Annotated in this window: 14 protein-coding genes; 9 read left to right on the top strand and 5 right to left on the bottom strand. The window is 50.0% G+C overall.

The window, feature by feature from the left end; all coding sequences use genetic code 11:
* Window positions 1–14 precede the first annotated feature (14 nt).
* Window positions 15–545, top strand: coding sequence for an NADPH-dependent FMN reductase (locus tag LJ740_RS16420; RefSeq protein ID WP_229530210.1), 531 nt, complete (start codon window positions 15–17; stop codon window positions 543–545).
* Here LJ740_RS16420 and LJ740_RS16415 read toward each other — a convergent pair.
* Window positions 511–1,218, bottom strand: coding sequence for an FMN-dependent NADH-azoreductase (locus LJ740_RS16415; RefSeq protein WP_229530209.1), 708 nt, complete (start codon window positions 1,216–1,218; stop codon window positions 511–513). The genes LJ740_RS16420 and LJ740_RS16415 overlap by 35 nt on opposite strands.
* A 139-nt stretch (window positions 1,219–1,357) precedes the next feature.
* Here LJ740_RS16415 and LJ740_RS16410 point away from each other — a divergent pair, with 139 nt between their 5' ends.
* Window positions 1,358–2,209, top strand: a complete 852-nt coding sequence (locus LJ740_RS16410; protein ID WP_229530208.1) for a LysR family transcriptional regulator — start codon at window positions 1,358–1,360, stop codon at window positions 2,207–2,209.
* A 24-nt stretch (window positions 2,210–2,233) separates the two neighbouring features.
* Here LJ740_RS16410 and LJ740_RS16405 read toward each other — a convergent pair whose 3' ends face one another.
* Entirely contained in the window at window positions 2,234–2,545 is a 312-nt protein-coding gene (locus tag LJ740_RS16405) for a DUF2218 domain-containing protein (RefSeq protein WP_229530207.1), read from the bottom strand.
* Between the two features lie 329 nt (window positions 2,546–2,874).
* On the opposite strand from LJ740_RS16405, the gene LJ740_RS16400 reads away from it, so the two are divergent.
* The 7 genes from LJ740_RS16400 (at window position 2,875) to LJ740_RS16370 (ending at window position 12,651) form a co-directional block, all read left to right on the top strand.
* Window positions 2,875–4,245 (top strand): MATE family efflux transporter, encoded by a 1,371-nt coding sequence (locus LJ740_RS16400; protein WP_229530206.1) that lies wholly within the window; start codon window positions 2,875–2,877, stop codon window positions 4,243–4,245.
* 93 nt (window positions 4,246–4,338) lie between these two features.
* Window positions 4,339–6,207: an IucA/IucC family protein gene (locus tag LJ740_RS16395; protein WP_229530205.1), complete on the top strand. Its 1,869-nt coding sequence runs from the start codon at window positions 4,339–4,341 to the stop codon at window positions 6,205–6,207.
* Entirely contained in the window at window positions 6,194–7,990 is a 1,797-nt protein-coding gene (locus LJ740_RS16390; protein WP_229530204.1) for an IucA/IucC family protein, read from the top strand. The genes LJ740_RS16395 and LJ740_RS16390 overlap by 14 nt, the downstream gene beginning before the upstream one ends.
* Before the next feature lies 1 nt (window position 7,991).
* A complete protein-coding gene (locus LJ740_RS16385; protein ID WP_229530203.1) occupies window positions 7,992–9,320 on the top strand; it encodes an AMP-binding protein in 1,329 nt (442 codons plus the stop codon).
* 15 nt (window positions 9,321–9,335) lie between these two features.
* Window positions 9,336–10,655 carry a DUF6005 family protein gene (locus LJ740_RS16380; protein WP_229530202.1) on the top strand — a complete coding sequence of 440 codons (1,320 nt, stop codon included), beginning with the start codon at window positions 9,336–9,338 and terminating at the stop codon, window positions 10,653–10,655.
* Window positions 10,652–11,509 (top strand): sugar phosphate isomerase/epimerase family protein, encoded by an 858-nt coding sequence (locus LJ740_RS16375; protein WP_229530201.1) that lies wholly within the window; start codon window positions 10,652–10,654, stop codon window positions 11,507–11,509. Before LJ740_RS16380 ends, LJ740_RS16375 begins: the two co-directional genes overlap by 4 nt.
* 32 nt (window positions 11,510–11,541) lie before the next feature.
* Complete coding sequence (locus LJ740_RS16370) at window positions 11,542–12,651, top strand: heparan-alpha-glucosaminide N-acetyltransferase domain-containing protein (RefSeq protein ID WP_229530200.1); 1,110 nt, start codon at window positions 11,542–11,544, stop codon at window positions 12,649–12,651.
* Here the strand turns inward: LJ740_RS16370 and LJ740_RS16365 are convergent.
* From LJ740_RS16365 to LJ740_RS16355, 3 genes are all read right to left on the bottom strand, one after another.
* The gene (locus LJ740_RS16365) at window positions 12,626–14,035 is read right to left on the bottom strand and encodes a sensor histidine kinase (RefSeq protein ID WP_229530199.1); all 1,410 of its coding nucleotides are present in this window, start codon (window positions 14,033–14,035) and stop codon (window positions 12,626–12,628) included. The genes LJ740_RS16370 and LJ740_RS16365 overlap by 26 nt on opposite strands.
* Window positions 14,032–14,721: a response regulator transcription factor gene (locus LJ740_RS16360; protein ID WP_229530198.1), complete on the bottom strand. Its 690-nt coding sequence runs from the start codon at window positions 14,719–14,721 to the stop codon at window positions 14,032–14,034. Before LJ740_RS16360 ends, LJ740_RS16365 begins: the two co-directional genes overlap by 4 nt.
* A gap of 434 nt (window positions 14,722–15,155) precedes the next feature.
* Window positions 15,156–15,782, bottom strand: a complete 627-nt coding sequence (locus LJ740_RS16355; RefSeq protein ID WP_229530197.1) for a DsbA family protein — start codon at window positions 15,780–15,782, stop codon at window positions 15,156–15,158.
* Window positions 15,783–15,886 lie beyond the last annotated feature (104 nt).

Below are 15,886 nucleotides of genomic sequence, written 5' to 3'. Positions count from 1 at the left end.
ATCAGGAGAAAACAATGAAGGTATTAGCGTTTGCAGCAAGCAATAGTCGCAACTCAATCAATAAAGCGTTAATCAGTTACGCTGTGACACTGCTCCCTGAGCATGAAGTAGAAGTGCTGGATATTAATGATTACCCCTTACCCATCTTCAGCGTGGATCTGGAGCAGGAGCAGGGCATACCGGAAGTCGTTGGTGATTTCCTGGATAAAATAGCCGGTGCGGATGCGCTGTTGATATCCTTTGCAGAGCACAATGCAAACTATACAGTGGCCTACAAAAACCTGTTTGACTGGGCGACCCGAAAGCAATTAAAGGTGTACCAGGGCAAACCCATAATCATGCTGTCAACATCGCCGGGTAAAGGTGGGGCAGGAAATGTGCTGGCCATGGCCCGCACATCCGCGCCTTATTTTGGTGGTACTGTGGCCGGTGCTTTAGCGATCCCGGCTTTTTTCGATAACTTTGATACAAAGACCAATCGTTTGACGAATACCGAGCTGGATAAACAACTCAGGCAGACACTGCAACTGCCTGAACCTCAGTAACCTCTTGGGTTTGTTGAGCCAGTTGTTGGGCCAGTGTTGTCGCCGTTGCCAGTGCATTGTTAAGGGATGCGATGTGCCTCTCATCATTGAATTCCTGATATTCGGAGGCAATTTCGTGGATCTCTTCTACGCCGAGGTATTTGCTCAGGGTGCGTAAATGGGGGGTGAGATGGCTTTGAGCCTCTCTGATGCCGCCCTGTTCAAATCCAAATTCTCCGCTGGAGGTGATAATGATCAGGGTTTTACCCTGTAACAGAGGCTGTAACGGGAAGTCTCCTCTGGCCAAATCAAAATCAAAGGTTTTATTGATGCGCACTACCTGATCAAACCAGGCTTTTAGTTGTGCAGGCATACCGTAGTTGTACATAGGTGAAGAAATAACAATCACATCAGCCTGTGCCACTTCCTGAATTAACTGATCTGATAAAGCCAGCAACTGCTTTTGCTCCGGGCTTTTATCTTCATCCGCTGTAAACACTGCGGCAATCCATTCCTGAGTGATAAAGGCGGGCGGATTTACACCCACATCGCGATATGTATACTCATCTATGTGGCGAGTTTTTTGCCAGCTGTCAATGAATTGATGGGCGATCCTTTTGGATATGGAACTGTGTCGGTTTTGGTTCTGATCAAAACATCTTACGCTGGCATCGATATGCAGTAACTGGGTCATGGTGTTATCTCCCGGTGTTGATTTGTACCTGAACTATAAAATCAGCACCATTGGGCGACAAACGAATAAAATAAGATTATAGATGAGTTTAAATCATCTATAATAATGGCTTTGCGGAACCACAAACAGGCAGGTTGTGATGCAGGTATCGTTACAGGCGCTGAAAGCATTCGAAGCAGCGGCACGACACGGCAGTTTTAAAGCGGCGGCCGAAGAACTGTCACTGTCGCCTACAGCTATTTCTCACCATGTTCAGAACCTTGAAAGCAGGTTGAGTCTCTCGCTGTTTCATCGCAGTGTCAGAAAGATCCAACTGACACAGGCCGGAAAAAGGTTAGCTGACGCTGCCAGCCGGGGCTTCAGAACGATTGAACAGGCGCTGGAAGAGATCAGCCTGGCAGGCAGAAAGATTCAGGTTGCCACAACCACTTCTTTTGCCTCTTTGGTATTGATCCCCGCACTGGATGACTTCCAGCGACAATTCCCCAGTATTGCTGTGAAGGTCTCCAGCGGAGAAAGCATTGAAAATCAGCTCTACTCGTTGCCGATCCGTTTTGGCAATACTGAGAGCGTGGCTGCTGAGGATATTCTGTGTCGCGAAACATTTGATGTTTTTGGCGCACCATCGGCTGTGCCGGCATTGATGAGTAACAACGCGCTGCGAATTGCGTTAACCAGATGGAAAAACCCGGCACTGCAGGCGCCACCAATCGACAGCTGGTTGGCTAATAACTTCAACCTGAAACCCGATATTGAGTTTATCAGCCATGATCAGGAGCTGATCGGGATCCAGCAGGCCGTCATGGGCAAGTGCCTGGTGTTTTGCTCCGCAACACTGAGTAAACCTTTTGTGCAAGGCGGCCTGTTAACACCGGTCGGCAGCCATTCTGTAGACACAGGTTATTGTTATTATTGCCCCGACAAGTCGCACTACGACAGTAACAACAACCAACTTTTTTTGCATTGGCTACAGGCCCTGCTGGTGGCATAGCGTTGGCGTTGCAGCCTATCTGGTTTATCTCAGTGATTGTGAATGCCAAACCAGGTTGGGGGCTTCGGCTTTGGCAAAGCGGATAAAATGCCGATCAAGGGTATCGACTATTTCGGCCAGTTCCTGTTCGGAATCGGCCCGGCACACCATCTTCAAAGACCGGGCATCAGACCATAAGGTGCAGGTTCCCTCGGCAAAATTAACATTGCCCTGATGCTCGCTCCATTTGGCAGTGACCCTGTGGGCGAAATGTTTGCACAATCGCTGCAAATATTTACTGCCGTTGTGGGTTTGTACCTCGGCAGCGCGATGAAATTGAGATTGTTGTTCAGACATATATGGTTCCTGAATATTGGCATACAACGCAGACGGAAAAGCCATACGGGCTATAACAGGCCGGTGTTGCAGGTTGAACACTTAAATGATAATAATTATTATTTACGATGCATTATGGGAATTGAGGCCTCAAAGGAAATAAAAGTTACAACTGTTACATTTGTCTCCGGGAATTCTTCTGTCAGCGACTGGGGGCAGGAGTAGATATCGCGAACCTGTTTCGCCAAATGTCACAATTGTAACCTTGATTGCTGAACGCTCAGTGGCCGCGTAGCATCCCAAATCCTCAATAAATTTGTCGCCATCTGATACAGGGAAGTACCTCATTTATGAAATCACACCACACCAATCCTGCCCTTGATGGCCCGATTTTGCGCACCTTTTTTTATTATGTTGTGCCTTCGATGGTGGGTCTGGTGGCCCTGACTACGGCGAATCTGGTGGACGGTATCTTTGTGGGTAACTATGTGGGAGCCGAAGCGTTGGCGGTCATTAGTTTGCTGTTACCCTATTTTAGTCTGTTGATTGCTATTGCCCTGATGCTGGCCATCGGAGGGGCCGTAACGGTCGGAAAATACCTGGGACAGGGCGATGTGGCAATGGCTTGCGGGGTGTTCAGTAAAGTGCTGATAGTGACCGTACTGCTGAACAGTGTGTTTGCCATTGCCAGTTTTGTCGCTGAACCCTGGTTGTTGTGGCTGCTTAATGCGCCGGTTGATGTTCAGCCTCTGATGCGGGAATACCTGGCGGTGATCCGCTGGGTATTTATCGGACAGTTAACCACTATGGTCCTGTATTATTTTGTGCGTATGGACGGCCACCAGGTGTTAGGCACCTGGGCGCTGGTGGTGGGGGCCCTGACGAACATCGTTTGTGACGCCCTGTTGGTGGTGCATTGGCAAATGGGCCTGGCCGGGGCCGCTTATGCCACGGCAATTGCTCAGTTGTTGCAATTCGCGGTACTGTCAGGTTGGTTTTTCAGTCAGCGTCGAAGCCTGCGCTTTTCTCTTTTCCAGCAACAGTGGCGAACGCTGTGGCGCACCGCGTACAATGGTTTTTCTGAGTTCATTAATGAGATCTCAGTCGGGGTGTTGTTTCTGTTACTCAACTGGTTATTGGTCAGGCAATTAGGGACCTCGGGGGTAGCGGCCTTCAGTGTCGTGAACTACCTCATCTTCCTCAGTATTATGCTGAGCTACGGTGTGGCGGATGCGCTGCACCTGTTGGTCAGTCAAAATTTTGGTGCCGGTCATCGGCAGCGTATCGGTCAGTTTTTGACCTTGTCGTTGGCCACGGCCTGTGCCATTGGTGGTGCCCTGGTGTTAGCCGTGGTTTTCGCTCAGAGCACAGTTATCAGTTGGTTTTTGGATGCGGAAGCGGTGGCCGTGGCATCGTTATCCGGGAATATTATGCTACTGCTGTGGCCGTTGTTTCTGGTCAATGGTTGTAATATTTTGCTCAGTTGTTATCTGACCGCAGTGCATCAACCCGGGGTATCCGCGACGCTGGCTTCTTGTCGCAGCATCCTGTTGCCCGCCATGATGTTGTTGCTGTTTTATGGGGTTTTTTATCACACCAATTTATTCGGACCGACACCGTCAGATTGGCTATTTCTGCTGGGACTGCCGGTGGCAGAATGGTTAACCTTCTTGTTGGCATTGAGCTTTGCCTGGCGCTTTCGACCTGCACGCCTGTTCTGAGATGTAACAATTGTAAATTCAATTGAAGATGATAATGGTTATCATTAACCTGTTGGGCAGTTTAATAACCGGCGCAAGCTTCAGGAGTTATGCATGGCATTTCAGGCCAGGCAAGTGGCAGACGATGCTTCCTTTCAGGCGTTCGCAAACGCTTATCTCAGAGAAATTCAGCCAGGTGTCTGGCATCCTGCCGACCGATGGCAGCGGTGTTCGGGTCTGGAACCAGAGCAACAAACACAATTTATCAATGAACTACAGTTGGTCAAAACCGGACAGAGTCTGGCCATTGCCGTAACTTACCGTTCATTGGTGGGACGACACAAACTGGCTCAGTGCTATCAACTGCAACCCGGTAGTATGGACTGGCATCCCATTGATTCAATATCCGCCATTATGTTGTTGATTCAGGAGATTTATGCCCAACCGGACGGTGCGACACCAGTCAGTGATCAGCAACTGGAATTGACCTCCCGCACCCTGGAAAGCCATCAGATTATGGCGCACTATCTGCAAGCCAGACATGATGATGCGGCGTTGCAAAGTGGCCGGTTTATCGATACTGAGCAATCTATTTTATTTGGCCATTGGTTGCATCCCACCCCTAAGTCACGACAGGGTATGCACCAGTGGCAGCACGCCCGTTATGCCCCGGAACTCAAAGGGCGTTTTAAACTGCACTTTTTCGCAGTGGAAGCGGATTTAGTGATACAGAATTCGGTATTAGCGCACAGCGCTGAACACATAGTGGCAGATATCGCTAATCGCGAAGCGGATGAGGCACTGCGACAGTGTGCAGAACAGCAACGCGATCAGGGCAGAGTGTTGCTGGCTGTACACCCATTGCAGGCAGCCTGGTTGCTCAATCAGGATTACATTCAGCAACTTATTCACCAGCACAGATTGTTTGAAGTGGGTCCACTCGGCCCTTACTTTACTGCCACGTCGTCTGTACGGACCTTATATTGCGACGAACTGGACTATATGGTGAAGGTGTCGATACCGGTTAAAATCACCAATTCAATGCGTATTAACATGCGTCACGAACTGGCGGCCGGGGTTACGTTGGCCCGCCTAATGACTGACAATGGCTTCAGTCAGAGCCACCCTGATTTTAGTTTGATCCGCGACCCGGCTTATCTATCTCTGGATTTACCGCAGCGGCAGGAGAGTGGTTTTGAATTTATTATTCGCGATAACCCCTTTGCAGCACAGGCGGGTGATACCGGGCTGGCAGGTGTGCAATCACTGGCAGCTTTGCTGCAGGAGCCCATTCATCCCGGTGGGCTCTCCAGGCTGGCACAAATCATCACCAAACTGAGTTTGCAGCAAGGTAAATCACTGGCGCAAACCAGTATGGATTGGTTTAGCCGTTACTGGCAGTGCGCTATTGAGCCCGCCATTCAGTTGTTTGATCAGTTGGGGATCGCGCTGGAAGCACACCAGCAAAATTCAATATTGGCACTCAGCCGCGGCTACCCGGAACGCTATTATTATCGGGACAACCAGGGGTTTTACCTGGCTGAATCTCAGCGCGAAATCTTACTGGATATCGAACCCGGTCTTGAGCAATGCCCGGAGTTATTTTATGCCGACAGTATGATCTTCGACCGCTTCAGCTATTACCTGGTTATCAATCAGTTGTTTGCGGTTATCAATCGCTTCGGGTTGGATCAACTGCTCCCCGAATCGGTGCTGCTGGAAGAAACACGTAACCGGTTATTGCGTTTGTTGCCGCGTATGTCGGGCCGGGGTAGCGCGCTGATTGAGTCGATTTTGTATCGAAAAACAATTCCGTGCAAAGGCAACCTGCTGACCAGGGTGGAAGATGTTGATGAACTGCAGGCAGATAACGAACTGGCAGTTTACACTCAGATATACAACCCGTTGTATACCCGCACCAGCCTGCCCCACAATGCCGCTAATATTCTGACCGAAGCTGAGGTTGCGCTTGAGTCTGTCTGAGGCCGGTTTATCAGCGCCATTGAGCAGCACAGCACAAAGCGAAATGGTTTGCCGTCATCGGGCACGGGTGATACGACAATTGCTGGAAGCAGCATTGTTCGAAGGCCTGTTGCCTTATCACTTTGATGGCAACTGGTTTAGGTTTAACGGCAAAACGCTGAGCTATTGTGCCCGCGGCAACCTGTCCGGTTTTGGCCGGGTACGCCTGATACAGGAACAGATTTGGCAATGCCACGCCAGCGAGCTACATCCGGTGGATTTGGCTGAGTTGGTGGCAGCACTACCTGGGCAGGCAAAGGCGCGCCAACGCTTACTACAGGAATTGCAACAAACCATCGCGTTTTGTCGCTGGAACCAGGACAACCTCGTCAGCGCAGAGGATCGTCGAGGTCTGGATTACGTGGCGCTGGAATCCGCTATTCTCGAGGGACACCCCTACCATCCTTGTTTTAAAGCGCGCACCGGCTTTAGCTTTAATGATCATGCTCAATATGGCCCCGAAGCTGCTAACCGCTTTCAGCTTTGTTGGTTGGCGGTAAGGAGGTCGCTTCTGGCTATGCGTCTGGATTGTCATGACGAAGAGGCGTTTTGGCAGCGGGAACTGGGCAGCGAATGCTGGCAGCAACTTTGCGATGCGATGGATACTCAGGGTATCGGATCGGAGGAGTACACCTGGTTACCTATTCATCCCTGGCAACTTGCCAGGTTGCATACGTCGCTGGCACCCGCCATAGCAGAGCGCCATGTGCTTCTGCTGGGCAAGGCCGGTGATGAATATCAGGCCAGTATTTCGTTGCGTACTTTGTTGAATGTCAGTCACCCTGAAAAGGCCAACATCAAGGTGCCGCTTAATGTGGTGAACAGCTCATCGTTGCGCACCATTGAACCTCATTCGGTGTGCACCGCTCCGCTGTTAAGTCAGTGGTTGCACACAGTGATTGCGCAAGATCCCTGGTTTGCTGAGCACAGTGCGTTGCTGATTCAGCGTGAATACGCCGCGATGGTGCTGCAAGACGACAACAGAGTAAATCCGGATGCCAATACTGACCACCCGTGGCTGAAAATGCTTGCCCCCTCGTTGAGTGTCATCTTTCGCGACAGTATTGCCACGGTGGCGGATGGTTTTACTGCGACGCCTTTTGTGGCCTTGTCCCTGACAGAAGCCGATGGCGATGCCTTTATCGCCCCCTGGCTGCATCAGTACGGGATTGAAACATGGCTACGGCGTTTGTTGGAGGTGGTTGTCTGGCCAGTCTGGCATTTGCTGGTACGCCATGGCATTGCGCTGGAAACGCATGGGCAAAATATGACCTTACTGCACCACAATGGCTGGCCGCAGAAACTGGTGCTACGGGATTTTCATGAGAGCCTGGAATTTGTCAGTGAGTTTTTGGCGGCACCAGAGCTGCAACCGGATTTTGCCACATTGCACCCGGATTATGAGCATGCCGAAGCGGATCGCTTTTACTGGATGTCTTCGGTGGAGGCCCTGCGTGAGCTGCTGGTTGATGCCCTGTTTGTGTACAACCTGAGCGAGCTGGCGCAGTTGTTAGAGCTGCAATTTGATTATCCGGAAACGCAGTTTTGGCAGCAGGTTGATGCAGCGTTGCAGGGTTATGCCGCAACGGCACACAACTGGTCAGAGCGTCTGGCCCGGATTGATGTTTCCCGGCCGAAGATCCGGACTGAATCGTTGTTGCGCAAAAAGCTGAGTGGTCAATCAGACCGTGAATTTCACCATACCATACCTAACCCCGTTCAGCCGATTCGGGGTGGAGTCTAACATGCTATATATTGATGATACCTTCTACGCCCGTCAGGCGCTGGAGCAACAATTTGCAGAGTTTGCCGACCTGGCGCCGTTACAGGAGCCGGGTGGGCACATAGCTATCTGTGTACCTGATACCTTTTTGGGCCTGGCGATGTGCCTTTATGCCAGAGAACACAAGCTGTCTGTGTTGCCTATTCACGGCAATACTCCCGAAGCACTCGCAAAAAACTATGCCGTAAAGGCGGGTTGTGGATGGTTGTTTTATGGCGATATCAATAATCCGTTGAGCCTTACCGTGGCCGCCAGTGAACCCTCAGAAGCCGGGTTGATTCAGATGAGTTCCGGCACCACGGGTGCGTCAAAATGTATCAAGCGCAGTTGGTCGGATATCACCACAGAAATTGACAGTTACTGTCAGCATTTTCCCGAAGCCCGGCAGATGAATCCTGTGGTGGCCTGCCCGGTTACTCACTCTTATGGTTTGATTTGCGGTGTGCTGGTGGCGCTGGCCCGTGGTCAGATGCCCAGAGTCGTTACCAATATCAACCCTAAATTTTTGCTGAAGCTGCTTTTGGCCACCGACAAACCCTTGTTATATACCTCGCCCGCCATGCTCAGTACCCTCATTCAGTTTTGGCCGAAAGGCAGTCACCTGCATGCCGCGATGATTTCGGGCACGTTAATGTCAGAACCGGTGTTTAAGCGGGTGCGTTTGCAGGTGGCGAACCTGTTCCAGCAATATGGTTGCTCTGAAGTGGGCTGCATCAGCCTTAACCGGGATACCCAAAGTGCGAATGCGGTAGGCAGCATTTTACCTCACCTGCAAGCCAGCGCAGGAAACGAGCCGGGTGAGCCTCAGGAGATATGCGTCAGTCAACGTATGTCCGCCGATACCGCACCGGTACGCACTCAGGATTTGGGCTATTTTGCACCGGCGCTGAATGGCGAGTCACTACTGCATTTTGTCGCCCGACAGGACGACACCATCATTGTGGCGGGTATGAATATCTATCCGCAAGATGTTGAAGATGTGGTGTTGTCGCATCCGCAGGTGCGAGATGCCGTGTTATTCAAAATACCGGATGCACAGGCCGGTCAGCGGGCATGTTTGCAATTTTGCACAGACAACACGTTGCAGGTTGATGAGTTGCGCCGCTGGTGCGGCCAGCGACTGGCCGACTGGCAGGTGCCCCATCTGGTGGTGGCCGTGCCTGAAATCGGGCGCCTGGCGAACGGCAAGGTCAATCGCAAGCAACTGGCAGCAAGTTGGCTGGCTTCACAAGGCACTTCATCCGAAGGTCAGCCATGCCAGGAGAATGACCCCAGGTTGACAGCAGGCTAGTACAGGAATTCCAGCATGAACAAAGATAAAATTATTGCGGCGATCAGACAGGTGTTGCAGCAAGAATTGCAATGCCAGTACCTGGATCGCTTCAGTGCCAGTGCCCGTCTCAACGAAGATTTGTATCTGGACTCGGTGTTGCTAATGCAGTTGCTGTTGCACCTGGAATTATCACTCGGTGTCCCGGTGCCTGACAGTGCCCTGAATAAAGAGGATTTTGCCACGGTTGACAGTCTGGCGCAGTTTTTACTTCGTCAGTCCGCCGAAACAATGCCCTCAGGCACTGACTCAGCTGCGCCTCAGGAGGAATTCGAAGACATCAAGGTACACTGCTTTGTCAGTTGCCTGTGTGAGATCATTAAAGCCGATGAGCGGGTTGATCACCGGCCGTTTTACTTCGGGGTTTGGGATGCTGAGGTGCTGATTGATGAGCAGTGCCGCCTTGCGTATCACGCCCCCACGCTCAATCACGACTTCTTTCGCACCTGGTTCCAGCGTATTTACGGTGTGGCGGTGAATCCCTGGTATCGCCCTGACCTGAGTAAAACACAGAACCTGGAGATCATGCAGTCGCTGTTGCGGCAAAAAAGTGCCACTCAGCAACTGATGGTGATGCTGGATATGTATCTGCTACCGGAACGGGAAAATAAGTTTAATCAGAACCCCTTTCCCCATTATGTGATGTTGGCAGAAACGGACGATCCCTTGCAGTGGTTTATGTATGACCCTGATTTTCGGTGGGAAGGCGTTCAGGCCAAACAGCAGGTTCTTCAGGCGGTGGCGTCAGAAGCGGTAGCTGGTGGTTATATTTTTGATAGTAAGCAAATTAAACCTGCGCACAATCAGGTTATTGCGGACTATTTTCTGGCCTGTATCCGGCGCGACACCAATCCAATGACTGACCGGGTGCGACAGATTGTTAAGCGTCACGAAGCGCAGGCTACTGATGGGCCCGCGTTAAGTCACCTGGGCACGGCGTTGCAACAATTGCCGGTTCTGGCAATTCGCAAGTATGCCTATGAGCATGGATTCGCTTTTTTCTGGCTGGATATTGGGTTTCCTGAACCGGAGTTTGAATTTTGGTGTGAGGTCATCGAAGACCTGGTCAGTAGCTACAAAAAGATTCAATACCGGGCCATGAAACTGGCCAGCGGACAACTGTCTGTTACTCAACAGGCGCAATTGTTTGCCGAAATTCATCAGTTGCTGAATGAACAGGACGACAGGGAGTTTCGCATTAAAACGCGATTGTGGGAAGTGTTTGAACAGTGGCGACTCAAGCACCAATTGAGCTCGGTTGAGCCATTGGCCGATGCCCGGGAGGTGAACCTGTGAACTTATCAGTTTGTACTATTACCTTTCGTCATCAATTAATTTCTATTGCTGAGATCGCCAGTTGGGCGCAGCGCAATCATTTTCAGGGTATCGAATTATGGGGCGCTCATGCTAAAAACCTCGTGGAGCAGGCGCAGTATGATCAGCACTGGTTAGCGGATTTTGGTCTGAAAACCAGTATGTTGAGTGATTACTTGCCGTTACTGGCGGAGGAGCGTGTGCTGTATCACAAGGTACAGTTGCTGGCGCGTCTGGCACGTCACTGGGGCAGTCGAAAATTACGCACCTTTGCCGGTTCTGACGGTAGTGCTGATCTGAATGAACAACAGCGGGATCAACTCTTTGCGCGCCTGCAGTTGGTGTGTGACTGGCTGGAACCTCATGGTATTAATCTGGTGATAGAAACGCACCCGAAAACCTATGCAGACTCGGTCGCGGCGACTCAGGAATTATTCGCCGGTGTAGACCGAAACAATATGCAACTGAATTTTGATGTACTGCATGTATGGGAGTCGGGGGCGGAGATAATACCGGCACTGGAAGCCCTGCTGCCGCTGATCAATCACTTTCATTTTAAAAATATCAGTGACGCCGCCCACCTGAGTGTCTTTGCCCCAGATAATGTTTATGCGGCAGCCGGTACCAGAGAGGGCATGGTACCCATCTTTGAAGGAGCAGTTGACTACGCCGGCTTTATTGATTACCTGCAGCAACACCCCAATCCCAGATTGCACCATATGGACGCTTCTCTGGAATGGTTTGGCAATCATTGTAAAAAGGTACTGGGACGAGATCGCTACCTGCTGCAATTGCAACAGCAAAATGCGCTGTCAAACCGAGGCATAGCTGGCTGAGCCTCAGCCGGATAACACAACGAGGAGTCGTTATGTCTACGTTTATTCAACAGCAACCGAACCGGGTTTTACCCGCCGCCAGACGTATCGCCGCTTTTGATGTGGCAAAAGGGGTGGCAGTTGTTTTAATGATCATGATCCATGTACTGGATTTTTACGGATTGCCGGAAGTGCGTTTCGGGGTGTTTGGTTCTACCCTGAAATTTGCCGTGGGCTGGCCGGCCGCCTCGATGTTTGTATTTGTGATGGGGCTGTTTGTCACCTATACCGGCAATCACAGTTTGCGTCAGGACCTGATGCGGGCTGCGGGGTTGTTTGCACTAGGGTACTTACTGAATCTGACCCGCAGCACCATCCCTATGTGGCTGTCCATTGAAATCGGCCTGGTGACGGCTGCCGATGTTGCTCCGCATACACCGTTGTCGGAATTTTTGATTGTTGATGTATTTCAGTTTGCCGGGTTGGCATTGCTGATATGTGCTTTGTTGAAACACTATTTGCCGCATCCGGGATACTGGTTACTGGCCGCTCTTGCTGTGGCTTTTGTATCACCGCTGCTATGGGATATCAGCAGTAACAACGTCGTATTGAACGAAGTGTTAAAACTACTGGTTGGCAACGAAGCCCAGGGAGCGATGTTCCCACTGTTTCCCTGGTTGGCTTATCCGCTGGCGGGTATGGCGCTGGGATACGGTTTGCGCCGCACCGGTGATATTGATAAGGGGCTGCAAGGATATATGTGGCTGGGGTGGGTATTAATGGCCGGAGCGGCGGTGTTAATGTACAGCAATACCGGATATCACATAGCAGACAACCTGCGCAGTGGACCCGGTCTGATAGTGTTTTTTAGTGGTCTTATTCTGGTGTTTTTATGGGGTTGCCACACCCTGACAAAGCACGCCTCAAAGCACAATTCTGTGTTGTCGTTGATACGTTTTTGGGGAGAACGGGTAACGGCGATGTACGTGGTGCAGTGGTTACTGATTGGATGGGGATTGATGTTGTTTGGCCTGCAACAAATGAACCTGATACAAAACGTGCTGGCCATGGTTGGGGTATTACTGTTGTCTGATATGTTGGTCAGAGCCTGGTGCAGTTTACGCAAGGTTCGCCGTATTAGTGCCGGGGCAAGCGTATCCTGATTTGCAGACCGGAGGTCTCTCCGGCATTATTGCGTTGATTACTGGCGTTGATGGTGCCACCAACGGCCTGCACCTGTCGTTGTGCCAAGGCCAGGCCAAGGCCAAACCCACCGCGTTTACCGGTCTGGATAACTGCCCCTGACGTTGCTCCCGGGGTCGCCAACGTATTGTGATTACTGCGAGCAGCATCTACCCGAAAAAAGGGCTTAAAAATATCCAGTAATAGCGGTTCCGGTACTCCTGGCCCCTGATCACTGATAACAAGCTCGAACTGTGCTGCTGACTCGCTAAGGGTCACATCCACAGTGCCTGTTTTTGGAGTATGGCGCAGTGCATTTCGCAAGATATTTTCTATGGCCTGACCCAATGCCTGTTGATTGCTGTGGCTCAGCAGGGCTTCTTTGGGCAGCTGCATGTGCAGTCCCTGATCCGGAAATTCAAAACGGGCATCGTCGGCAATCACCTGGAGCAATTCCACCAGATCGAAACTATCGCCGTTAAGTTGCGGTGATTCGGTATTCAGCCACGCCAGGGTCAGGGTATCTTCTGCCAGTTCCCGCATCGTTTGTGCTTCGTAACGCAGTCGCTGCAATGCCTGTTCAGCATTGGGTTGCGCCTGTAACAGGTCAATGGCCATATCGATTCGGGTTAGTGGAGTACGTAGTTCATGGGACAGATCTGATAACATCTGTCGCTGATTATAGATGAGCTGGCTGGTGCGCTGGGCCATTTGATCGAATGTCAGGGCGAGTCGAGCCAGTTCATCTTCCCGATCCTGCACGGCACTGTATACCCGCACTTCCATATTGCCCATACTGAATTCCCGGGTTGCCGTTTCCAGTTTTCGCAAGGGAACCATCACGTGCTGATAAAGAATATAACTCAAAGCACAAAGTACCAGTAAGGGAAGGGCGAACTGCAGTAACAGCTCCATTTGCAAAAGCCAATTGCCGGGGCGCATTCGCTGCGGTAAGCGGATCAGTAAGTGTGTATCAGCATCCAGAAAGGGAACTTCCATGACCGGGTTATAATTAAAATCCAGATGCACTTTCCATTCGACACTGCGCCCTATCTGATAACGTTCCTTGTATTGCGCTGGAATAACACTGTCAGCCAGTGGCACAATACGGGATGAAACCACCGCAGCCCAGGTATCTTCTTTGGCCTGCAGTGCTTTGAGCCATTGTGCCAGTGCTGCTTCCCCCTGGGTTAGCCAGGCTTGCTCTGCCTGTCGCCCGTAATCCAATAATTGCTGTTGGTGCTCCTGAGCGAGATAACTCATTTTGGTTTGGGTTTGTTCGGTCAGCCAACTAATTGCCCAAAACAACAGTACTGTGCCCACACCGATAGTTGCCAGCAGCTTCCATAGCAAGCTATTTTTCATGCAAATCGATACCCTTTGCCATGTACTGTAGCCAGCCTGTGCGACGCCATGCCTGCATCTTCCAGCTTTTTGCGCACCCGGCTCATGTGCATGTCGAGGCTGCGATCGTAGCGACTAAATGGACGGTTAAGCACGGTCTGGTAGAGCAGAGGTTTGCTCAGTACCTGTTCCCGATTTTCTAACAACACCCAAAGCAATTTAAACTGCAACGGCGTAAGGCTAACATCTTTGCCGCTAAACGCCGTTTGCTGCGTACTGCGGTTGAGCTGCAGTTGATCTATGGTGAGGCTATTACCCGGTACAGAGGCTTTGTGATACCCAAATGAACGGCGCAACAGCGCTTCAATGCGAACCAGCATCTCGGTAAAGTTAAAGGGTTTAGGCAGGTAGTCATCAGCCCCACTACTGTAGCCCTGAATGCGTTCTTGCTCGGCTCCGCATGCGGTCACCATCATTACCGGGGTGTGTTTGACTTTGCGCAACTGTTCGAGAATCGAAAACCCGTTCATGCCGGGCAGCAACACATCCAGTAAGATTAAGTCAAAACGTTGTTGCAATGCGGCCAACAAACCTTGTTCGCCATCCTGACATTGTTGGGTCTTAAATCCTCTGCCTTGCAACAGTTCTGCAACCTGTGCACTGAGGGTCACATCATCTTCGATAATTAAAATTCGGCGGGCATTCATGGTATATAAATTACGCGAAATGAATTTACGCTATATTATTGGTAATGATTCTCATTTGCAAGTTTGTTTGGGGAAATATACAGATCACGGTTCCGTCTGTCGGCGACAATGCACTCCATCCAAAGGTGCGTTATGTTGCAATTGAATGTTGGAAAGCAGTGAGCCGCAAATAACAGGCACTTCTGGGCATTTGGGGATATCTGGTCGTTAAGGGCGATTACTGATGCAATGCAAAGAAACTTTAGTTACTGGACAACAGTGAAGATTTGGCTGTCCACTTCCCTGTAATGGCACAGCTAAAAATCTGAGTTTTTAGTTTCGCACTGTATGGCAACGAAGGCAGATTCCCGAGACTTTCATGTGGTCTTTTGTTAGGGCGTTGTTATGAATTTTTTGGTAAGAAGTGTAGTACTTTTGAATATTGAGCTCACATTTCAATCTAATTCAACGAGCCAAAGAATTAACTTGGTCATATCTTCCATAGTCATACCTCGTGAGAACAATACTTTGTACTTATCGTTAACGATAAAGGTTGGCACGGAGTTAAAATGTGCTCTGTATTTTTGAACTTGTTGTTTGTTTTTTTCGCTCAAGTCGTTGAAATCAATACTATTGGTTGCTTTTTCGAACATCTCAATAGTGATACCTAATTCAGCGAGCAAATGTTGTGCGTCTTGCAGGGAATCAAGTCTGTTACGTTTTTCGTGAATGGATTCGAAAATGGCCGATGTAATCTCGTCTTCCTTCGCTTTCATTCTGCCGTATAACATCAGATTCGTCATGTTTTTCTGATTTTCCTGATTGGTAAATGGCATAAAATCAACGTGAATTTTTTCCAATTTAACGTTTTCGGGTAATTGTCTTTTGAGGTCTTTAACAAACAATGATTCAACTCTGTAACAATGGGCGCACCAATATGAGAAGAATTCCTTTACCACGGGCACTTTACTACTGTGTTGCGACACAACTTTGTAATGTATGTTCTCCTCGTATTGCTCCTGGGCAAAAACATTTGGTGAATTTACTAATAAGAATAGAAAAGTGAATATTTTATAGTTCATAGGGCATAAGTCCTCTAAATAGATTAGTTTCTAAGTTTTATCCGGAGAGTGTTTTTGTTAAACGTTTTAAAACTCGCCAATTCAGCGCAAATCTTTGCTTCTGT

Origin of the sequence: Planctobacterium marinum (genome assembly GCF_020687805.1) — a bacterium.
GTDB lineage: Bacteria > Pseudomonadota > Gammaproteobacteria > Enterobacterales > Alteromonadaceae > Planctobacterium > Planctobacterium marinum.
The sequence above is the reverse complement of the archived record's forward strand: the minus strand, read 5'-3'. Positions and strand labels throughout refer to the sequence as shown.